This window comes from Streptomyces sp. CC0208 (genome assembly GCF_003443735.1).
Classification (GTDB): Bacteria; Actinomycetota; Actinomycetes; order Streptomycetales; family Streptomycetaceae; genus Streptomyces; species Streptomyces sviceus.
In genome coordinates, this window is sequence record NZ_CP031969.1 from 1,793,113 (window position 1) to 1,813,666 (window position 20,554).

The 20,554-nt window shown below is 69.5% G+C and carries 19 protein-coding genes and 1 pseudogene; 8 read left to right on the forward strand and 12 right to left on the reverse strand.

Translation table 11 applies throughout. The features are described 5' to 3' along the window. Positions 1 to 30: 30 nt before the first annotated feature. Positions 31 to 1,131: a ribosome small subunit-dependent GTPase A gene (gene rsgA, locus D1369_RS08200; RefSeq protein ID WP_007385622.1), complete on the reverse strand. Its 1,101-nt coding sequence runs from the start codon at positions 1,129 to 1,131 to the stop codon at positions 31 to 33. Positions 1,132 to 1,454: 323 nt separating this feature from the next. On the opposite strand from rsgA, the gene D1369_RS08205 reads away from it, so the two are divergent. The 3 genes from D1369_RS08205 (at position 1,455) to D1369_RS08215 (ending at position 5,110) form a co-directional block, all read left to right on the forward strand. Continuing rightward, a complete protein-coding gene (locus D1369_RS08205; protein WP_037901837.1) occupies positions 1,455 to 2,270 on the forward strand; it encodes a hypothetical protein in 816 nt (271 codons plus the stop codon). Between the two features lie 178 nt (positions 2,271 to 2,448). Then, on the forward strand, positions 2,449 to 2,694 hold the full coding sequence (locus D1369_RS08210; protein ID WP_037901836.1) for a hypothetical protein: 246 nt from the start codon (positions 2,449 to 2,451) through the stop codon (positions 2,692 to 2,694). A 715-nt stretch (positions 2,695 to 3,409) separates the two neighbouring features. Continuing rightward, a complete protein-coding gene (locus tag D1369_RS08215) occupies positions 3,410 to 5,110 on the forward strand; it encodes an RICIN domain-containing protein (RefSeq protein WP_037901835.1) in 1,701 nt (566 codons plus the stop codon). A 57-nt stretch (positions 5,111 to 5,167) separates the two neighbouring features. Here the strand turns inward: D1369_RS08215 and D1369_RS43760 are convergent. The 6 genes and pseudogenes from D1369_RS43760 to D1369_RS08245 form a co-directional block, all read right to left on the reverse strand. After that, a pseudogene (locus D1369_RS43760) lies at positions 5,168 to 5,378 on the reverse strand (zinc ribbon domain-containing protein); the annotation flags it as partial. A gap of 134 nt (positions 5,379 to 5,512) precedes the next feature. After that, positions 5,513 to 7,987 (reverse strand): non-reducing end alpha-L-arabinofuranosidase family hydrolase, encoded by a 2,475-nt coding sequence (locus D1369_RS08225; RefSeq protein WP_240436174.1) that lies wholly within the window; start codon positions 7,985 to 7,987, stop codon positions 5,513 to 5,515. A 132-nt stretch (positions 7,988 to 8,119) separates the two neighbouring features. After that, a complete protein-coding gene (locus D1369_RS08230) occupies positions 8,120 to 8,911 on the reverse strand; it encodes a hypothetical protein (RefSeq protein WP_118082367.1) in 792 nt (263 codons plus the stop codon). After that, positions 8,908 to 9,441: a SigE family RNA polymerase sigma factor gene (locus tag D1369_RS08235; protein ID WP_037901830.1), complete on the reverse strand. Its 534-nt coding sequence runs from the start codon at positions 9,439 to 9,441 to the stop codon at positions 8,908 to 8,910. The genes D1369_RS08230 and D1369_RS08235 overlap by 4 nt, the downstream gene beginning before the upstream one ends. Before the next feature lie 143 nt (positions 9,442 to 9,584). Next, positions 9,585 to 9,797 (reverse strand): hypothetical protein, encoded by a 213-nt coding sequence (locus tag D1369_RS08240; RefSeq protein ID WP_037901827.1) that lies wholly within the window; start codon positions 9,795 to 9,797, stop codon positions 9,585 to 9,587. A gap of 640 nt (positions 9,798 to 10,437) precedes the next feature. Continuing rightward, positions 10,438 to 10,932 (reverse strand): MarR family transcriptional regulator, encoded by a 495-nt coding sequence (locus tag D1369_RS08245; protein WP_037901825.1) that lies wholly within the window; start codon positions 10,930 to 10,932, stop codon positions 10,438 to 10,440. A gap of 90 nt (positions 10,933 to 11,022) precedes the next feature. Between D1369_RS08245 and D1369_RS08250 the strand changes: the two genes are divergently transcribed. Then, on the forward strand, positions 11,023 to 12,159 hold the full coding sequence (locus tag D1369_RS08250; RefSeq protein WP_037901823.1) for an ABC transporter substrate-binding protein: 1,137 nt from the start codon (positions 11,023 to 11,025) through the stop codon (positions 12,157 to 12,159). 95 nt (positions 12,160 to 12,254) lie between these two features. Here the strand turns inward: D1369_RS08250 and D1369_RS08255 are convergent, their stop codons facing one another. The 5 genes from D1369_RS08255 to D1369_RS08275 all read right to left on the reverse strand — a co-directional run bounded on the left by D1369_RS08255 (position 12,255) and on the right by D1369_RS08275 (position 16,854). Further along, positions 12,255 to 12,797, reverse strand: coding sequence for a DoxX family protein (locus D1369_RS08255; protein WP_050789781.1), 543 nt, complete (start codon positions 12,795 to 12,797; stop codon positions 12,255 to 12,257). A gap of 65 nt (positions 12,798 to 12,862) precedes the next feature. Then, positions 12,863 to 13,633, reverse strand: a complete 771-nt coding sequence (locus tag D1369_RS08260) for an SDR family oxidoreductase (RefSeq protein ID WP_007385611.1) — start codon at positions 13,631 to 13,633, stop codon at positions 12,863 to 12,865. After that, positions 13,630 to 14,931 (reverse strand): histidinol dehydrogenase, encoded by a 1,302-nt coding sequence (gene hisD, locus D1369_RS08265; RefSeq protein ID WP_007385610.1) that lies wholly within the window; start codon positions 14,929 to 14,931, stop codon positions 13,630 to 13,632. Before hisD ends, D1369_RS08260 begins: the two co-directional genes overlap by 4 nt. Positions 14,932 to 14,959: 28 nt before the next feature. Further along, on the reverse strand, positions 14,960 to 15,895 hold the full coding sequence (locus D1369_RS08270) for a VOC family protein (protein ID WP_007385609.1): 936 nt from the start codon (positions 15,893 to 15,895) through the stop codon (positions 14,960 to 14,962). Continuing rightward, positions 15,892 to 16,854 (reverse strand): fumarylacetoacetate hydrolase family protein, encoded by a 963-nt coding sequence (locus D1369_RS08275; RefSeq protein WP_007385608.1) that lies wholly within the window; start codon positions 16,852 to 16,854, stop codon positions 15,892 to 15,894. Before D1369_RS08275 ends, D1369_RS08270 begins: the two co-directional genes overlap by 4 nt. 253 nt (positions 16,855 to 17,107) lie before the next feature. Here D1369_RS08275 and D1369_RS08280 point away from each other — a divergent pair, with 253 nt between their 5' ends. Genes D1369_RS08280 through D1369_RS08295 form a run of 4 tightly spaced genes read left to right on the forward strand, consistent with a single transcriptional unit; the run spans position 17,108 to position 20,551 of the window. Beyond that, positions 17,108 to 17,413 carry an antibiotic biosynthesis monooxygenase gene (locus tag D1369_RS08280; RefSeq protein WP_007385607.1) on the forward strand — a complete coding sequence of 102 codons (306 nt, stop codon included), beginning with the start codon at positions 17,108 to 17,110 and terminating at the stop codon, positions 17,411 to 17,413. 38 nt (positions 17,414 to 17,451) lie between these two features. After that, a complete protein-coding gene (locus D1369_RS08285; protein WP_007385606.1) occupies positions 17,452 to 18,576 on the forward strand; it encodes an FAD-dependent monooxygenase in 1,125 nt (374 codons plus the stop codon). Then, on the forward strand, positions 18,573 to 19,586 hold the full coding sequence (locus D1369_RS08290; RefSeq protein WP_007385605.1) for an amidohydrolase family protein: 1,014 nt from the start codon (positions 18,573 to 18,575) through the stop codon (positions 19,584 to 19,586). The genes D1369_RS08285 and D1369_RS08290 overlap by 4 nt, the downstream gene beginning before the upstream one ends. Continuing rightward, positions 19,583 to 20,551: a cyclase family protein gene (locus D1369_RS08295; protein ID WP_007385604.1), complete on the forward strand. Its 969-nt coding sequence runs from the start codon at positions 19,583 to 19,585 to the stop codon at positions 20,549 to 20,551. The genes D1369_RS08290 and D1369_RS08295 overlap by 4 nt, the downstream gene beginning before the upstream one ends. Positions 20,552 to 20,554 lie beyond the last annotated feature (3 nt).

A 20,554-nucleotide genomic window follows, 5' to 3' on the forward strand; every position in this document is an offset into this window, starting at 1 on the left:
CCCCTGAGTGGGTCCAGTCCAGCAGAACGCCTACGCCCAGCGCCCCCTCTTCGCCTCCATCGCCGCCTTCCCCTGTGCTCCCCTCTTCTTCCAGTCCTTCCGGATCTCGGCACGGAGCCTCGCGTCCGTCTTCGCCACGATCCGCTGGTTCTCCCGGATCAGCTTCCGGTAGCTCTCCAGCCGCCGCTCGGGCAGCTCACCGGAGTCGATCGCGGCCAGCACCGCGCACCCCGGCTCGCTCTCGTGCGCGCAGTCGTGGAAACGGCACTGCCGGCCCAGTTCCTCGATCTCGGCGAAGACCTGCGCGACACCCGTCTCGGCGTCCCAGAGGCCGACCCCCCGCAGGCCGGGCGTGTCGATCAGCACACCCCCGCCGGGCAGGGCGAGCAGGTTGCGGGTCGTGGTGGTGTGGCGCCCCTTCCCGTCCGCGTCCCGAGTGGCCTGCACGGCCATCATGTCCTCGCCGATGAGCGCGTTCGCCAGGGTGGACTTCCCGGCACCGGACTGCCCGAGCAGCACGGTCGTACCGCCGGAGGCGACCGCGGCGAGAACGTCGAGCCCCTCCCCGTCCAGCGCGCTGACGGTCAGCACCGGGACCCCCGGTGCCGTGGTCTCCACGTCCTGCACGAGATGCGAGAGCGTCGCCGCGTCCGGCACGAGGTCGGCCTTGGTGAGCACGACCACCGGCTGGGCGCCGGACTCCCAGGCCAGGGCCAGGAACCGTTCGATGCGACCGAGGTCGAGTTCGACGGCCAGCGACACGGCGACGATCGCGTGGTCGACGTTGGCCGCGAGGATCTGCCCCTCGGACCGCTTGGAGGAGGTGGAGCGCACGAAGGCGGTACGGCGCGGCAGATACGTCCGGACGTACCGCGGGTTGCCCGCGGGCTCGACGACGGCCCAGTCGCCGGTGCACAGCACCCGCATCGGGTCGTTCGGGGTGACGAAGGCGGTGTCGGCCCGCAGCATCCCGTCGGCGGTGACGATGTCGCACTGCCCGCGGTCGACCCGGACCACCCGTCCGGGCAGGAGCCCCTCGGGCTCGTAGGGGGCGAACGCGTCCGCCCAGTCCTCGTCCCAGCCGTAGGGAGCGAGAGCGGAGAAAACCTGAGAAGTGGAGCTGGAAGTCAAGGGAGACCCTTCACAAGGGTGGCCCCGGCGCAAGGAGTTGGTGTCAGCCGACGGCCACGGAGGTGGACTTGATGATCTGGATGCGGGCAGCACTCGTCGCAAAGACAGCCATCGGTCGACACCTCCCTCATTCCTCGCTCGTGGGGCACGGCAGCGGTGAGCCGCCGTGCGAAGTGCTCTCACCTTAAAGGCGCCGCCGACGGGGGCGCCACCGATTTTCCGGACCCCGAGCGAGCGCCCTCTCACTCGAACAGCCCGGTGCGCTGGTCGTACGGGAGGAGGGGTTGTGGCATGGAAGCCGACCCCCACCTCCAGGAGACCCCGTGACGACCCACCGCTCACTCCGCCCGCTCCGTGTCCTCGCCCCCGCACTGGCCACCGGAGTCCTGTTGACGACCGCCGGGTGCTCGGACGGTGAGGACAGCGGGCCGGACCGCGCGGACACCACACGGATCTCCTCCTCGCCTCTCGCGCAGGCCTCCCCGGCCCCGCTCACCGCGGCCGGGGCGCGGGCCGCGCTGGTGACCGAGGCGGACCTGGAGGACGACTGGACCCAGGTCAAGAACGCGGCCACGTGGCGCGACAGCCTGCTGGTCGGCAAGGTGGACGTCGCCGACTTCATCACTGCCAAGACGAATGCCGCCGACTGCCAGAAGTTCCTCGACCGGCTCTACGGCGACGATCTCCTGGGCAAGCCGTCCGGCGCGTCCGCGCTCACCGGCTTCGAGCAGGGCGACTCCCGGCTGTTGTACCAGGTGGCCGCCTATGAGAGGGCGGGGCTCGACAAGTCCTTCGCCTGGCTGAAGAGTCTGCCGGTCAAGTGCGACCAGTTCACGGCCAAGGACACCTCCGGCGCTCCGCGCACGGTCCAGGTGATTGAGCGTTCCCTGCCCAAGGGGGGCGACGCACAACAGGGGCTGCGGGTCACGGTCCAGGGCACCTCGGGCGGCGCGCCCGCCACCCTCACCCTGGATGTCGCGGCGGTTCGGGTCGGCACGGACGCGATCACCCTTACCAACGGCGGCCTCGACGGAGTCGACGGCGACAGCACCGAGCAGGCGGCGAAGCTCGGTACGGCACGGCTGAAGGACGTCCACGCGGGCCGGACGCCGGCCGCCGATCCGGGCGAGGTCGACTGACGGCCCGGTGAGCGGGGTCCGTCCCCCAGCTCGCGCGGCACCGCCAGCGCGAATTCGGCACATTGGAAATGAGAGTGCCTCTGACCTGCGCTTGTCGAGAGCTGCAGCGCTGATCAATGCATGGGGCATTCGGCCGGCACCCCGGCGGGCGCAGTGCTTCTCGCGTCTCACGCTGCAGGTGTCCGCGGTCGTCGACCACCTGCGTTCCACCCTGGATCTGCCGGCCGCAGCGACCAAGGCCGTCGGCGGTGCGAAGAGCGTCGCGGGCCTTCTCGACGCACTCGACGAGCAGGATGAACCTCCGTCCGACGCGACCATGCTCGCCGATCGCATCCGGGGCTGGCGTGACAGCAACCTCCTGAAGCATGTGCTCGACGAGTACGCCCTCCCCTCCATGCCGAAGATGGACCCACGACGAGATTAATGCCCTCTCAACTGCCGGGTGACGCGTAGTCAGTTGTCATGGGGTGCCCCGCCGTCGTACGGACACGGTGCCAGCCAGACTTCCCGGCTCACAGTGGGGAGTTCATCCCGTCGGGGCGGTCAGTAGTAGATGGGACCGAGCTCACCACCGCTGGCGATGATCGGAAAGTGCGCGCTGTGACGCCAGGTCGCTCGCCCCGTGGCGGCCGGCAACGGCGCTCCAATGTGCCCTGCCGCACCACCGTGGACTTCCGGTGCGGCGTGGCCGCGCGGCCTCGCGGGCCGGAAGCCTACTCCCGTGCCTTAGGGCACCTGCCTAAAGCAGCGAGCCGTGCCACTCCCGTGCCAGAACGGAGGTGATCACGTGTCGGGTGTGCCGGGCACGGGAGGGGACAGCGTCGCTTTCCTCCACGCTGTTGAGCTTCAGGGTGACCGTCCGGCCGGCAGAAAAAAGTTCTGTGGATGTTCGCGGCAACCTTTTCGGCCTCTCTGGCCACTCAGTGGTGTCCGGCGCCAAGTGGTCCGGTCAGATGCAACAGTTGAAAGAGAGCACAGGCATGTCCCTGGAACGAGAGCGCAGACATGTCCCCGGTCCACCCTCGTCATCGACGGCGTCCCGCAGCGGCCACCGTGCCGACGGCGGTGCGCGCGGTGGCCGTTCGAAGCATCGTGGTCGTCGGTTGCTCGCGCGTCGGGGGCTCTGGGGAGGTCTCGCCATGGTGGTCGTGGCCGGGTCGGCTGTGGTGGTCAGCCAGGCTTCGGCAGACCAGAAAACCCTGGATCTGAAGAAGTGGTACGTGCTGGTCAACCACAACAGCGGCAAGGTGCTGGACGACCGCGGCTCCGCCAGGAACGACGGCGCGGCGGTGGTGCAGTGGGCGCGCCACGGCGGGGCCAACCAGCAGTGGCGGTTCATCGACGCGGGTGACGGCTACTACCGGCTGCAGAACCGGACCTCCGGCAAGGTGCTGGACGACCTCGGCTGGTCGAAGACCGCCGGCTCCGCCCTCGTGCAGTGGAAAGACCTGAACGGCAGCAATCAGCAGTTCAAGCTGGCCAAGTCGTCCGGCGGCTACGTGCGTTTGGTCAATCGCTTCAGTGGCATGGCTGTCGGTGTCCACAAGGCCGTCAAGGCCAACGGGGCCAACGTTGTCCAGAACCGCGACCGGAGCGGCGCCGATCAGCAGTGGAAGCTCGTCGCGGTCGGAAACGTCAGCGGCGGCGGTACGCCCACCACGCCGAGCAGCAGCGCTCCCGCGAGCCCGACTCCGAGCGCCCCGCGCCCGTCGTCCTCGCCTTCGTCCGCGTCTCCGCCGCCCACGAGCGGTGGCGGCAGCTCGGCGAAGCGGTTCATGGGCAGCGACAAGGTAATCATCGGCGGCTCGATGACCGACGCCTCGGCGAACGCCGCGCCGTTCGACGCGCGCTACGCCTATGTGCACAGCCAGCCCGCGCCCTCGTCGGACTACTACACGGCAGCGAAGTGCAAGGACGGGTGGTCGAGCTGGTGGGGCTGCTGGAACGGCAGCACCACGGCGCCCGGCACATACGTGACCTGGCGGGACGAGGTGGCGTCCCAGGCGACGTACAAGGGCAGTTCGCGTCCGCAGAAGATGTTGTGGAGCTGGTACTCGTTGCGCGACCTCGGCGATGCGGCGGGCGAGGGCGACGGTCCGGGTGAGGTCAAGGCCATCAACCGGGTCGACCTGCTCACCCGGTACATGAACGACTACCGTTTCTTCCTCCAGAAGATCGGCACGTCGCACGACGCGATCGACATCGAGCCCGACTTCTGGGGCTACGTCCGCTCGCTCGGCGACCCGCACAAGGTTGCCGCGCAGGTCTCCGCCGCGAATCCGAAGGACTGCGGATCACAGGAGAACAGCGCCGCCGGACTCTCCCGCTGCCTGATCTCGATGGCCCACAAGTACGCGCCGAACACCGCCGCGGGGCTCCACCTCACCTGCTGGGACTGGCAGAACGACACCCAGAAATGCGTCAAGGACTACGCGAGCCTCGGGGCGCAGGACGCCGACATCCTGGTCTCCGACGTGTCGGACCGCGACGCGGGCTGGTACGCACAGCCGGCCCACGGCGGCCGTAACACCTTCTGGACCGACCAGACGGCCGCTGACACGCTGAAGTTCTGGAAGACGATGGCCGAGTCCGTGGGCAAGCCGGTGGTCCTGTGGCAGATCCCCGTGGGCAACATGGCGCAGAACAACACCCTCAACCACTACAAGGACGACAAGGTGGACTGGTTCTTCGCCCACATGGACCAGGTGGCGAACGCCCATGTCGCCGGCCTGTTCTTCGGTCCGGGGCAGCAGGAACAGACCACGGTCGAGTCCGACGGCGGAAACCTGATCAACAAGACGATCGCCTATCACAACTCGGGTGGTACAGCGCTTAAGTGACGTGCTCCCCGCCTTGAAAGGCGAGGATTCCGGCCTTCCCCACCGGTTGGCGTGCCGCTACGCGGCGCGGTTTCCGGTGGGGAATCCGTGTTTTCCTGTTTCTTCGCGCTGTGCCAGAACGGATTCCGTGCAGGTCCGAATCCCGGATGTGCAGGGGCTTGGGATCGTCCACGGTGCCGCAGAGGGAGCAGGTCTGGGAGGTCGGCTCGAACCGGCCGGTCTTCACCAGCGCGCGCCCGTACCGTTGCGCCTTGTATTCCAGCATGCTCCCGTCACCGACAGGCTCTCCACGGGGGAAAGGCCTATCCGCTCTGCCGGCCTCCTCACGGGCGCGTACCGCGCCGAAAGGCGCCCCCCTCTCTTCGAGGGGGGCGCCTTTCGTCGTCTTCGTCGGGCCGAGGGTCAGCGCTTCAGGGTGAGGACACCCGGCCGGTACGGCAGCTTCGCGTAATCGATGCCGTCCGATGAGGGGTTCCTGCCCTGGTAGAGGAACTGCAGGTTGCAGGGGTCGACGGTCATGGTCTGGTCGGGGTTGTTGCGGACCAGGTCGCCGTGGCTGATGTCGTTGGTCCAGGTGGCACCGCTGTTGGCCTTGCCCGCGAAGGGGCTGCTCTCGCTGCCGGCCTGTACGGCCCACGGGCCGTTCAGGCTGGAGGCCGTGAAGGAGCGGAAGTAGCGCCCGTTCGCACCCATCGCCTCGACGATCATGAGGTACTGGTTCTGGCCCTGGACCTTGTAGACCTCCGGCGCCTCGAACAGCTTCGCCTTCGTGTCGCTCATGACCGTGGTGTACGAGGAGCCGAAGCTGCCCGGGAAGTTCCCGAGCGGCATGGTCGACTTGTAGATCTTGCCGTTGTCATCGGCGAAGAACAGGTACATGTTCTGGTCGTCGGCGATCACGGTCGGGTCGATCGGGGCGCCCACGGGGAGGCTGCCGGTGAACAGCTCCTTCGGCGCGGACCAGCCATTGGGGTCGGTGGGGTCGCTGGACGTGCGGTAGCTGAAGGGCCAGGAGGTACCCCACCCGTTCGAGACCAGCACCCAGATGTTCTTGGGCGCGAAGTAGAACAGCTTGGGCGCCACCGCGGACCCGCTGATCTTGGTCTGGGTGGCCGTCGCCATGTCCGACCAGTCCGTGAACGGACGGAAGGTCATCGCGCCCCACTGCGATCCGGTGGAGGTGGTCGCGTAGACCAGGTGCTTGCCGTTGTACGTCACGGTGGTGAAGTCCTTCAGCGCGACCGACCCGTTCGCCGGTTCCGCCAGCGGGCCTGTCGAGGTCCACTTGTACGTCGACGGAAGAGCACAGGTGTCGCTCTTCGGCACCGCGGTCGTGTCGCTCTTCGGCGCCGCGGCCGGCTGGAAGTTCCAGCGCTGGTTGGCGCCGCCGTTGGTGTCCCAGATCTGGACGGGAGTGCCGTTGGCGGTCTTGCCGCCGGGGAGATCCAGCGCCCGGCCGCTGGCGACGTTGGTCAGCGTGTAGGTGCCGTCGCTGTTCCGGCTCGCCTTCCAGTGCTGGTGGGCGCCGCCGTTGGCGTCCCAGACCGTCAGCTTCGTCCCGTTGGCCGTCCGGCCGGCCGGCTCGTCCAGTACCCGGCCGCTGGCGACGTTGGTCAGCGTGTAGGAGCCGTCGCTGTTCTGGGTGGCCTTCCACTGCTGGTTGGAGGCGCCGCTGGCGTCCCACACCTGGAGCGGGGTGCCGTTGGCCTTCTGTCCGGCGGGCACGTCGAGAACGCGTCCGGCGGCCGCGTTGGAGAGCGTGTAGACGGTGCCGGAGGTGATGCCCCCGGCCTGCGTGCCGCCGCTGCTGCTGCTACCACTACCGCTGCTGGCGCCCAGGGCGGTGAGCACGGCGTCGTAGGCGGGCTTCTTGTTGCCGCTCGCGTCGAACAGCAGGGCGTTCTCACCGGTGCGCCAGGAGTCGCTGTCGCGGATGCCCCACACCGTGATGCCCGTGCAGCGGGCGACGTTCGTGCACGCCTTGACGGCGTTGGTGTAGGCGGTGGCGGACGCCTGGGCGATGTCGAGCTCGGTGATCTGCACGTCCACGCCGAGCGCGGCGAAGTTGGACAGGGTGGTCTGGAAGCTGGCGGGCGGGCCGCTCGCGCCGAAGTGGCTCTGGAAGCCGACGCAGTCGATGGGCACACCGCGGGACTTGAAGTCCTTGACCATCTTGTAGACGCCCTGGGTCTTTGCGTCCGACCAGTTCTCGATGTTGTAGTCGTTGTAGCAGAGCTTGGCGGCGGGGTCGGCGTCCCGGGCGGTGCGGAAGGCCTCCTCGATGAAGCCGTTGCCCAGGACGTCCTGGAACACGGAGCTGCGGTGCTGACCGCTGCCGCCGTCGGCGAAGGCCTCGTTGACCACGTCCCAGGCGTAGATCTTGCCCTTGTAGTGGGTGATCTCCTGGGTGATGTGGTTCTTCATCACCGAGCGCAGTGTGCCGGCATCGGTGATGGACTTGACCCAGCCGGGCAGTTGGGAGTGCCACACCAGGGTGTGGCCGCGCAGGCGCTGGCCGTGCGCGGAGGCGTGGTCGACGATCCGGTCGGCGGCCCCGAAGGTGAAGTTGCCGCGGGAGGGTTCGATGGCGTCCCACTTCATCTCGTTCTCCGGGGTGATCATCTTGAATTCCCGGTCGAGAAGAGTGGAGTACGTCGAGTCCCCGAGTCTGCCCGCGGCCACTGCCGTGCCGAAGTAACGGCCGCTGCCCGCCGCCGCGTCGGCGACGGTGGCCGGTGCGGCGGCCTCCGGCGAGCGTGCGGCCAGGGCGACCAGCGGTACGGCGGCACCCGCGGCGGCGAGGACCACGGAGGCGGCGATCACGCGGCGGGTTGCCGGACGGCGGCGATGAGAGCGGTTCTGATCTGACAACGGAATGTCCTTCTGGCACAGCGGGACTTGATCCGGTCCCGGATGCCTGTCAGTTGCCGCCGAGCACACAAAGGTTGCCACGACCGGGGCAGGCATGCTCACGGCCGCCGCCGTCGCCGCCCTGCCGCACAGCCGCGTTCACCGCGTCGGGACGAACCCTCCCCGGACCGACGCGGAGCCGCCCGGACCCTGTGCGTCGACGCGGTAGCCGTCGCCCGCGGCACTGCGCACTCCGGGACCGTTGTTGAACTGGACGGCGAACTCATGGGTCCCGGCCGGCACGGTCAGGCCCGGCTTGAGGACCCAGCGGTAGACCAGCGCGCCGCCGGTTTCCTGGACGGTGACGGTGAAGTCACCACTCGGCAGGGTCTGCCAGGTGCCGGTGCTCTTCGCTCCGCCGGTCTGCATGATCCGGATCTCGACCGTGAGCGAGGTGAGCGGCTGCGTCGTCTTGAGGACGAGGTCGCTCTGTGTCCAGTAGACGGTGCTCTTCTCATCCAGCGAGCCGGCCGACCACAGCGGCCCGTCCTGGTTCTCACCGGCGGTCGGCGGGGCAGTGGTGGCCGGCGGAGTCGGGCGCGAGCTGCCCGGGGTGGTGACCGGGGGCGGCACGGCAGGGGTGGGGCGGGTCGGTGTCGGGTGCGGGGAGCTGAGGGTCGGGGAGGGGGTGGCAGGCGTGGTCACGGTGGCCGACGGCGACGGCGACGCGGTGGTGACGATGGCGGCGACGGCGAGGCCGCCGGTCGTCAGGATGCCGCCGGCGGCAAGCGCGGCGAGGGCGACCCTGGTCCCGGACCGCGCGAACGGCCTCGCGCGGTGACGGACGGCGGGGCCGGCCATGCCGCGTTCGACCCGGGCCAGCATCCGCGCGCGGTCGGGCCGGTGGGCCTCGGCGGCCTCGCGCAGCCGACGGTCGATGTCCTCGCTCACCGGTTCCTCCTCCTTTCTGGCACCAGGTCCCCGGCCGCGTGTGCGCCCAGGAGCTTTTCCAGCTCGGCCATTCCCTTCGAGGTCTGGCTCTTCACCGTTCCGACCGATATGCCCAGCGCTGCCGCCGTCTCCTTCTCCGACAGGTCGAGGGCGTGCCGCAGCACCACGCAGGCGCGCTTGCGGAACGGCAGCCGGGCGAGCGCCGCGCGGACGTCCAGCACGGCCGCCATGTCGGGCCCCTCCACCTTCTCGGGGCTGCGGGACCAGAACAGCGTGATCCGGCGTCGCTCCCGCACCGTGCTGCGGATGCGCCCCCGCGCCAGGTTGGCCACCACACCGCGGGCGTAGGCGAGCGGGTGGTCGGCCTGCCGCAACCGGTCCCAGCGCTGCCACAGGGCGACCAGGGCATCCGCCGCGAGGTCGTCCGCCGCATCGCTCTCGCCGGTCAGCAGGTGTGCCAGACGGGCGAGCTCGCCGTAGTGGCGTTCGAAGAATTCGTGGAACTCCGCGGACGCGTCATCGAGGACCATCCCCCGGTCGCCCTCTCCTTGCCATGAAGTGCGCGTTAGTTGCGCGTTCAACAACGGGGAGCGCAGCCTAACAGTGCCCAGCCCTGGATTCGAACAGCGGTCGTGCATGGTTGCGGGGCGGTGCAGGCCGGCCGGCGGGCTGGTCAAGGCCGGGTGAACCGGACGCCGGTCGGCTGCGCGACGTCCGGCTGCACGGCGGTGCGGTCCACGGGCAGCTGCTCCCCGTGGATGTCGGTGATCCTGAACGACTCGCCGCAGCCGGTGACGACTCCCTTGTGTCTGACGGCCGATGTGATCCGTCCGGCCAGGGCCGTCGCCTTGGAGTTCGCGGGCGCGGTGCAGTTGGCCGAGGCCACCGGAGTGGCCGAAATCGAAGGGCACGGTGTGGCGGAGGCCAGGATCGTCGGACTGGCTGAGGCTGTCGGCTGCAGCGTTGCACCCGCACCGTCGCCGCCCGCCTCAGACCCGGCATCGGACGGGGCGGCCGCCCACGCGTCTGAGGCGAACGCGTCGGCTGCCCACCCGGCACCGGTTCCGCTCCCTGGGAGGACGGTCAGGGCCGGGCACGCCGGCACACCGATGACCAGCGACCCCGAGGGAATGCCCGTGAACAGTCCGCGCCTGCGCCACGGTTGCGGCGCGGCTTGCTTCGTCGCCCTCATGCCCGTCCATCCGGTAGTTCGAGTCGGTCTTCCGACTCCCAGTTGCCGCAGAGGACGAGAAGGTTGCCGCTCTGACGCTGATTTCTCGGCGACCGGTTCGGGGCGCGCAAGGCTTCCTGCAGTGACGGCGCCCCGCACGTCGAGGGCTGTGCGGCACGGGTGCCCGGTCACCAAACCCCTGGGGTACTGGGAGCCCCCACTCGGGCCGGCCGGACCGACGCGCCGGGCGGACTCTGGCGGTCCAACGTGGTGACGGCCGTCTTCGTCCTTCACCACGCATCAGCGTGAGGTTGGAAAAGGCTCTATGACCTCCCAGTCGGCAGACCGGTGCGCGCTATCTGCGCCGCCAAGGGAGTTCAGCCTGATAGTCGTCCTCGTGGGTGAGTCCCTTGATGATGGCCTCGCCGATCTCTGCGAACTGGCGGGCCTGGTCAGGCGTGAGGTGGTCGAACATCGCCCGGCGCGCCGCCGCGACGTGACTGGGGGCTGCGGCGGCGAGGACGGCGAAGCCTTCATCGGTGAGCACGGCGAGTTGGCCGCGCTGGTCCGTCGGATCGTCGGTGCGTCTCGCCCAGCCGCGTTTTTCCAGCGCCGACAGTGCGTGCGAGAGCCGGCTGCGGGTGACCTTCAGGTGCTCGGCGAGGTCGCTCATCCGCAGCGACCGGTCGGGGGCCACGGACAACCGGCTGAGCAGGTTGTACGTCGCGTGTGACAGGCCGGCGGCCCGTTGCAGCTGCCGCTCCAGGTAGTCGCCCAGCAGCGTGGAGAGGTCGATGTATGCCAGCCAGGCGCGCATCTCCTCCTCGGAGAGCCAGGGGGTGTCGCTCATCACACCAGCATATCCGAAGGTTTGTACTCTCAAACAGATTGCCCTATCGTCGATCCCGATGTTTGAGAGCTCAAACTCTTGGGAGGTGTCATGAGGATCACCAGGAAGGCCGGGGCCGCGCTGGTGGCGGCCGTCGTGGCGATGGGGGCCGGCGCGAGCTACGCCGTCGCCGATGTGAGCACGAAGGCAACGGCCGGCGCGTCGGGCGAGCAGGCGAAGTTGCAGGCGCTCTACCGCCAGGCCGAGACCGATGGCGGCGAAGTGACCGTCTACATGGGCGGCGACAAGCCGGGACAGTGGGATTTCATCGCCAACGCGTTCACCGCGCAGTTCCCCGGCGTCAGAATCCATCTGGTCACCGATCTGAGCAAGGTCCACGACGCTCGGATCGACAACCAGATCGCCACCCACCACCAAGTGGCTGACGTGGCCGTGCTGCAGACCGTGCAGGACTTCGACCGCTGGAAGAGCGCCGGCCAGTTGCTGAAGTACCGGCCCATCGGCTCCGGTGAGGTCTTCAACAACGCCAAGGATCCGCAGGGCTACTGGACCGGCGTGTTCTACGGCGCTTTCGCCGACATGGTGAACACCAAGGCGGCCGGGTCGGATCCGTCGGCGTTCACCGCGGCCGATCTGCTGAAGCCGGAGTTCAAGAAGAAGCTGATCTTCACGTACCCGAACGATGACGACGCCGTCCTTTACGACTTCAAGCTGACCGTCGACAAGTACGGCTGGAGCTGGCTGCGTTCCCTGGTCGCACAGGACCCCGCGTTCGTGCGCGGCACGCCGTTCTCGGCCGGACCCGTGGCGGCCGGGGACTACCAGGCGACGCTCGGCACGGCGGGCGACCCGAGGCCGAACGCGACCATGATCTTCCCGGCGAACGACCCGTTCAACAGCTGGGTGCAGCACGGTGCGATCTTCAAGAACGCTCCGCACAAGGCCGGCGCGAAGCTGTTCCTGAGCTGGCTGACGTCGCGGACCGCCCAGCAGCAGCTGATCGCTCCGTGGACCTGGTCGGTGCGCAAGGACGTCGCCCCGCCGGCCGGGCTGCGGCCGCTGGCCACGTATCACCAGACCGATGTGGCCGGGTTCCAGGCGTTCATGAGCGACCGGGAAGCGGTGGAGCGGTTCCGCTCGCAGGTGCAGCTCTACGTCGGCCAGGTCGTCGGTCCGGACCCGGCCGACCCGACCAACACCCTCGGCTTGACGCCCGGCAAGTTCTGACCGGACCCACTATGCCGAGCCGCCGCACGACCGCGAGCCTGTGCCTGCGATCGCGTGGCGGCTTACGCATCTGATCGATGTGTTCGGGATCCCGTCTAGTCCGCCGGCAACGGCTCTCGCGTCAGACCCTCGCCGCTGGTCCCGACCTGCAGGGGCTGAGACGCCTTCGACTGCACGGCTTCTTCCTGGTGATCGAGCCCCAGCAGGGCATCGAGCGACAGGGTGCCCGGTCCAAGCACCAGTACCGCAAGAAGCGCGGCGAGCATGAGGAAGTCCACCTCCGCTCCGCCCGAGCCCTTCGGACCGAGAACACCCAGGTGGAGGGCGTCGAGCTTGACCAGGACCGCGGTGCCCAGCATTTCCAGGCTGAGGAGCGCCGCGGCGACACGGGTCAGCAGTCCGAGCACGAGCAGGCCACCGCAGGCGAGTTCCATGGACGGCACCAGCCAGCGCAGCACCGAGGTGAAGGGCAGACCGGTCGGCCGCAGGAGGAAGTTCTCGAAGTTGTCGAGACCGAGAACGTTGATCTTGAAGAGGCTGTGCATGATCATCAGCCAGCCGATCGTCGTCCGCACGACGACCATCAGCGGATCGTTGAGCCTGCTGAGCCGGTTCGCGGCTGAGGTGTAGAGACGCATCATTGAGTCCTTCGAACAGGTGGGTATGGAGAGGAGGGTCTGCGTCGGGCAAGTGCCTTGTCCGGCTAGGCCGGTGCGATCATCCCTGCCGACAGGTCGATGTCGGCTCCGCACAGCCCCGGCATGGCCAGCATGGCTACCAGGGCCTGGGCGACCTCGTCCTCCTCGACCAGCCGGCCCAGCGCTGCCCGTGAGGCGAAGTCCCGCTCGGCTTCCTCGACGGTGCCGCCCGTCAATTCGGCCGTCAGCCGGAAGTTGCGGTCCATCCGGGGGCCCCGGACCGGCCCGGGCGAGAGGGAGTTGACGGCGACGCCCTGCGGACCGACCTCTCCCGCCAGCGTCCGGGTCAGACCCAGCAGCGCCATCTTGGAGGCGGTGTACGGGGTGCGGTTCAGCAGAGGGCGTTTGCCGCTCACGGAGGCCACGTTGACGACGTCACCGCGACCCGCTGCCAGCATGGGCGGCAGGAAGGCCCGGCACATCAGATAGACGCCGCGGACGTTGGCGGCGAACACGTCGTCCCACTCGTCCGGTTCGATGTCGACGAGGGGACGCACCGGGCCGGCCACACCCGCGTTGTTGACGAGCAACGACACGTCCTCGTCGGCGAGCTCGGCCGCGAGCTCACGCACCGCATCAGGGTCCGAGATGTCGCACACGGCCGTACGAGCCTGACCGCCTTCCTTCTCCGCCCGAGCCGCTGCCTCCGCGAGTGCCTGCTCGGTGCGGCCGACGAGGACCACCCGGGCCCCGGCCCCCACCAGGGCGAGTGCGAAGGCCCGCCCCAGCGGCCCTCCGCCACCTGTGACCAGCGCCGTACGGCCGTCGAGACTCATGCCGTGTTCCAGGCGAGCTCGTCGCCCGCCGCCTTCGCGGCCCGGACGTCACCGGAGCGCGCGTGCCCCTCGAACAGCTCCACCCGCGCGGCCCGCCCGCACAGCCGGCCGAGCAGGGTCTGCGCGTCGGTGTTGGTGACCTCCTGGTACGTGACGGTCTTCAGGTACTTACCGACCCACAGGCCGCCGGTGTAGCGGGCCGCGCCACGCGTCGGCAGGACGTGGTTGGTACCGATCACCTTGTCGCCGAAAGACACGCAGGTGCCCTCGCCGAGGAACAGAGCACCGTACTGCGTCATGCGCTCCAACGCGAGCCTCGGCTCGGCGGTGAGTACCTCCACATGCTCGAACGCGAACTCGTCGGCGAGCGCGTACAGTTCGTCGACCGAGTCGACGACGTGCACCTGGCCGTGATCCCGCCAGGCGGGCTCGGCGAAGTCCCGGGTGGGCATGGTCGGCAGCAGCCGCTCCACCTCGGCGATGGTCCGCTCGGCGAGCTCGCGGGATGTCGTGATGAGCACGGCGGGCGAGTCCGGGCCGTGTTCGGCCTGGGAGAGCAGGTCGACGGCGCATACGAAGGGGTCGGCGTGCTCGTCTGCCAGCACCAGGATCTCGGTGGGACCGGCGAACAGGTCGATGCCGATCTCGCCGAACAACTGCCGCTTGGCCTCGGCGACATACGCGTTGCCGGGGCCGGCGATCAGGTTGACCGGCTCCATGGCGTCCGTGCCGACGGCCATCGCGGCCACCGCTTGGACGCCGCCCAGCAGCCAGATCTCGTCCGCGCCCGCCAGGTGCATGGCGGCGACGGTGGCGGCCGGGATCTCGCCGCGGATCGGGGGCGTACAGGCGACGACCCGGGGCACGCCGGCCACCTTGGCGGTGACGATGGTCATGTGGGCGGAGGCGGTGAGCGGGTAGCGGCCACCGGGGACGTAGGCACCCGCGGCCTGCACGGGGATGTGCTTCTGGCCGAGCCGGACGCCCGGCAGGGTCTCCACCTCGAACTCCCGCAGCGAGTCCAGCTGGTGGCGGGCGAAGGTGCGCACCTGCTCCTGGACGAAGCAGATGTCGTCGATGACCTGCTGCGGCACCGACGCGACGATCTTCTCGACCTCCTCCTCGCTCAGCCGGAAGGAACCGGGGCTCCACTTGTCGAACTTCTCGGAGTACTCACGCACGGCCTTGTCGCCGCGCTCGCGGATGTCCGCGATGACGCCGGCGACGGTCTCGCGGACCTGCCCGAGGGAGGCGGTCACCTCGGCCTTGGGGACGGCGTGCTTCAGGATCTCTGCCACAACTGCGGCCTTTCTGAGAAGAGTCGGATCACACGGGCGGTGCTTCGAAGAGCACGTCGGGGTCGTTGAACTGCTCCTTGGCGACCGACTCGCTCATCGGGTCGGCGGTGCCCCACTGGTCCTGGGTGACCGGGTCGTCGACGTCGTGCCGGCCCGGATGCCACAGGTCCTCTTCGAGGACGGCGAGCTCGGTGGTGTACTCCACGGTGTTGCCGTGCGGGTCGTGGAAGTAGGAGAAGGTGTTGTCTCCCGCGAGGTGCCGGCCCGGCCCCCAGGTGAGGCGCGTTCCGGCCCGCAAGGCGCGGCCGGTGCCGCGCATGTACTCCTCCACCCCTCGCATCTCGAACGAGGCGTGGTGCAGGGAGACATGGGGGCCGCGCGCGATGGCGAAGGAGTGGTGCAGGGGGCTGCACCGCAGGAAGTACATGAGGTCGCCCATGTGCGTGGAGTACAGGGTGTCGGTGAGCCGGAAACCGAGGTGCTCGATGTAGAAGTCCCGCAGCCCCTCGGGATCCTGGGAGTTGACGACACAGTGCGAGAGGCGGACCGGAATCGCCTCACGTTCCTCGATCTTCCGGTGATCGCGGACGGCGACATCCGCGGAGACCTCGACGACCCGGCCGTCCGGGTCGAAGAAGCGGATGCCGTAGCCGCCGCCCGGTGTGTCCAAGGCTCGCGGCTCATGCACGAGCTGGACGCCCGCACGCCCGAGCCGTACCGCCAGTTCGTCCACGGCCTCCGGTGAGACGGCCCCGAAGGCCACCAGATCCATCCGCTTCCGCTCGTCCTTGCGGATGCGGACGACGTACTGCTCGGGGCTGCCCTCGGCGGCGAAGAACGCGAGACCGCTGTCGCCGGCGACCTCGGTCAGGCCCCAGGTGGTGCCGTAGAAGGCGCGCTGGGTCTCGAAGTCCGGTACGGCCAGGTCGACATGGCGCAAATGGGTGATGGGCTGGAAGGTCACTGTCCGCTCCTGACGGTGTTGCGCTGCAGGCCCAGGCCCGTGATCTCGGACTCCACGACGTCGCCGGGCTTGAGGAAGACGCCCCAGTGCGCGCCGTTGCCGGCCGGTGAGCCGGTGAGCAGGAGGTCACCGGGGCGCAGGGTGGTGGTCGTGGAGACGTACGCGATGAGCCGTGGGATGTCGAAGATCATGTCCTTGGTGGACTCGTCCTGACGGACGACGCCGTTGTGCCGCAGGGTGATCCGCAGGTCGTTCGGGTCACCGACGAAGGCGGCCGGGACGAGGAAGGGCCCGGTCGGCAGGAAGGTGTCGGCGTTCTTGGCGGTGAACCAGTCCGTGCCGATGGCCTTGACGTCGGGGCGGTAGAGGCGGTCGCGGGTGGTGAGGTCGTTGCAGATCGTGTACGCGGCGACGTACGACATGGCGTCCTCGACCTGGATGTTCCTGCCCGACTTGCCGATGACCAGGGCGAGTTCGAGTTCCCAGTCGTGCTGTTCGCCGAGCTCGGGGAGCACGATGTCGTCGTAGGGTCCGCACATCGCGCGCGGCGAGCCGAGGAAGACGTACGGCACACCGCTGCGGATCCGCTCGTCCATCATCTTCTCGGCGTCGGCGCGGGCCTCCTCGGGCGTGGCGCCGTGCATGCTCTCCTTCTCCGCGGCGACCAGGTCCACCACGTGCTTGCGGTAGTTGGCGCCGCTCTGCAGGATCTGGCCCGGCTCGATCGGGGGCAGCACGTGCAGGGCGGTCAGGGGGTGCCAGGGACCATCGGCGGACCGGGCGAGTTCGTCCAGGCGGGGCAGCCAGTTGTCCCAGTCCTCGACGAGGGCGCGTACGGACGGCACCAGGTCGGACAGGTCGCGCACCCGCGCCCCGCTGACCAGGCCGGGGAAGGCGCCCGCACTGTTGCGGAACACGCCGAGCGCGAAGGGTCCGGTGTGGGTGAGTGGATCGGGCACGGGCGGCTCTCCTCGTACGGGTGGGGTCGCCTTCGACGCTAGGCACCACGGAGAGACGGCGGAAATGGCCGTTCGCGATGCCTGCCATCATCGGGCCGCCCCTGCTGCCTGCAACGATGTGCGGCCCCACCGCGCGGCGGCTCCATCGGCGTACGGGATGGATGACGTCCTCCCTGCCGATGGCTCGATCCGTTGACCCCCGTACCCGCCGCCGATCAGGCTCGAAGCTCCCCAACCACCCCGAGGAGCACACGTGGTAGTCGAGCATGCCGAGCTGACCGTGGAGGCCGGCCGGGAAGAGGAGTTCCAGGAGGTCTTCGGCAAGGCCCGCGAGCTGCTCGCCGAGGCAGCCGGGTTCCGCTGGGCCGAGCTGCTGCGCTGCGAGGAGCGGCCGCGGACGTTTCTCCTGCTGGTCGGCTGGGAGTCGGTCGAGGCGCACACGGCCGGCTTCCGGGAGTCGGAGCGCTTCGCGCGCTGGCGCGCCCTTGTCGGGCCGTTCTTCACCGAGCCGCCGGCCGTCGAGCACTACCACGAACTCGGCCCGCGTTTCAGCGGCTGACCGCTGCCCCCTTTCTTCTACGTTCGCAAGGATCGTTCATGCCCGTACACAAGGTGCTCGTCGTCGGCGGCGGCATCACTGGAAGCGTGCTCGCCCTCGCGCTCGCGCAGCGCGGTGCCGACGTCGAGCTCGTCGAGATCTCCCCCCAATGGTTCGGTGTGGGCCACGGCATCACCCTCCAGGGCAACGCTCTCAAGGCGCTGCGCTCGGTGGGCGTGCTGGACCGGGTGCTGGCGCGGGCGGTGCCGTTCGACGTCCTTCGGCTCCTGCGTGCGGACGGCGAGCTCATCACGGAGTTGCCCACCCCCCACACCGGTGGGCCGGACCTGCCCGCGACGGCGGGGGCCCTGCGCCGCGACCTGCAGGACGCGTTGTGTGACGCCGTGTACACGCACGGCGTCACCGTCCGTCTCGGTCTGAGCGTCGAGCGCCTCGACCAGTCGCCCCGACACGTCGACGTGGCCTTCACGGACGGCTCCACCGGCCGCTACGACCTGGTGGTGGGCGCCGACGGCATCAACTCGGCCATGCGCTCCCTGATCGGGATCGTGGAGAAACCGCGCCCGGTCGGCATGTCGATCTTCCGTGTCGTCGCCGACCGCCCCGCCGAGATGGACTGCCACGAGGTGTACTACGGCGGCCCCCGCTACAAGGCCGGCTACAGCCCGATCTCCCCCGGTCAGTGCTACGCCTACCTGCTCGACAAGAACCTGGACGCATCCCTGGTCGGGCCGCGCGCCTCCCTCTCCCTCCTGCGCGAGCGCGGCGCCGGCTACGGCGGCACCTGGGGCAAGATCATCGCGTCCCTGACCGACGACACCGCCGTCGACTACCGCTGGATTGAGGCGATTCTGGTCGACGGGCCGTGGCACCGGGGCCGCACGCTCGTCATCGGCGACGCCGCGCACGCCTGCCCGCCGCTGATCGCGCAGGGCGCGGCCATGTGCATGGAGGACGCCGTGCTCCTGGCCGAGCTGGTCACCGGGGAGGAGCCGTTGGAGAAGGCCCTCGACCACTTCATGTCCCGTCGGCTGCCACGTGTGCGGACGGTACTGGAGAACTCGCTGCAGCTGGCCGAGTGGGAGATCAACCCCGACACGCCGGGTGCCGATCCCGCGCGGATCATGTCGGAGACGCTCGACTCGCTGACGGCGGCGGCATGACCACGGCGAGCACCCCTGTCGTCGACGTCCACGGCCACCTGGCCGTGCCCGCCGCCGACGCGCTGTGCGCGGGGCAGTCCGGCCTGGCCGCCGAACTGGCTGCCGAGCAACGCGCCCACAGCCCTCAGTCGCTGGCCGCCAACAGGGCTCAGCTCCAGTCGCTCGGGCCAAGGCTCACGGACGTGGGCTCGCGCCTCGCCGATCTCGACGCGATGGGCGTCGACATCCAGGTGGTCGGCCCGATGCCGATGCACCACTACTGGGCGGACGCGGACCTCGCCGCACGGCTGGCCCGCACGGTCAACCAGACGGTCGCGGAGCACTGCGCCGAGGCGCCCGAGCGGCTGTACGGCCTTGGTACGGTGCCGCTCCAGCATCCGGACCTGGCGGTGGCGCTGCTGGACGAGGCGGTCACCGAGTACGGGTTGTACGGCATCAGCGTCTCCACGACCGTGAACGGCCGGGAGTTGGCCGACCAGGCCCACGACGAGGTGTGGCGGAAGGCCGAGGAAGTCGGCGCGGTGGTCTTCGTGCACCCATGGGGGTGCTCACTCGGCGAGCGGCTCGCCACGCAGTACCTCGGGAACACGGTCGGACAGCCGGTCGAGACCACCGTGGCCCTCTCCCGTCTGATCTTCACAGGCGTCCTGGACCGCTTCCCCCGGCTGAAGCTCGTCGCCGCGCACGGCGGCGGCTATCTGCCGACGTACATCGGGCGCTCCGACCACGCCTGGCACGTACGGCCGGACGCCCGCGGGTGCGCCGATCCGCCGAGCGCCTATCTGCGGCGGATGTGGTTCGACGCGCTCGTCTACACCCCGCGCGCTCTGCGCCACCTGGTCGAGGAGGTGGGCGCCGACCGGGTCGTCCTCGGCACGGACCACCCCTTCGACATGGGCGTCGACGATCCGGTGGCCCGGCTGGACGCCGCCGGGCTGCCGGAGGCCGAACGTGCCGCGATCGCCGGGGGCAACGCTCTCGATCTGCTGCTGAAAGGACGCACCCGATGAGCCTCGGTCCCATAGAGGAAGAGCTCGCCAAGGCCCGTTCCGCCTACCGCAACTGGGGCCGCTGGGGCGAGGACGACGTACTGGGCACCCTCAACTTCATCGACGACGCGATCCGCGCCCACGCGGCGGGACTGGTCCGCCGGGGCCGGTCGCTCTCACTCGCCCTGGAGTTCAACGAGAACGGCCCGCAGCGTGGATTCCGCGGCCGGATCAACCCGGTCCACTACATGAAGGACACCGGCTCCGACGCGGCCGCCGGCACGCAGGGCTTCCCGCACGGGTTCGGCGGCGCCGACGACCACGTGGTCATGCCTCTCCAGGCCTCCACCCAGTGGGACGGGCTCGGCCACATCTACGACAACAAGCAGGCATGGAACGGCCGTCCGTGCACCATCGTGAGCGGCGACGGCGACTCGGTCACCGGCATCGAGCACATGAGGGAAGCCTTCACCGGGCGCGGTGTCCTGCTGGACGTGGGCCGCGCGGTCGGCGACGAGCACGGGGAACTCCCCGACGGATTCCCCATCCTGGAGGAGCATCTGCGCGCCACCATCGAGGCGCAGGGCGCGACCTCCACCGTCCGCCGCGGCGACCTCGTCCTCGTGCGCACGGGCCAGATGGGCCGCGTGAGGCGGCTGGGCGAGTGGGGCGGCTACGCGGCCGGTGACGCCCCTGGCCTCTCCTTCACCACCCTCGGCTGGCTGCACCGCACCGAGATAGGGGCGATCGCCTCCGACACCTGGGGACTGGAGGTGCGTCCCTACGAATTCGCCGAACCCGCCATGTCCCCGCTGCACCAGATCGCGATCCCGAACATGGGCCTTCCGCTGGGCGAGATGTGGGACCTGGAGGCACTGGCCGAGGACTGCGCGGCCGACGGCGTCTACGAGTTCCTGCTGGTCGCCGCTCCGCTGCCGGTCACCGGCGCGGTCGGCGCGCCCGTCAACCCGATCGCGATCAAGTGAGCA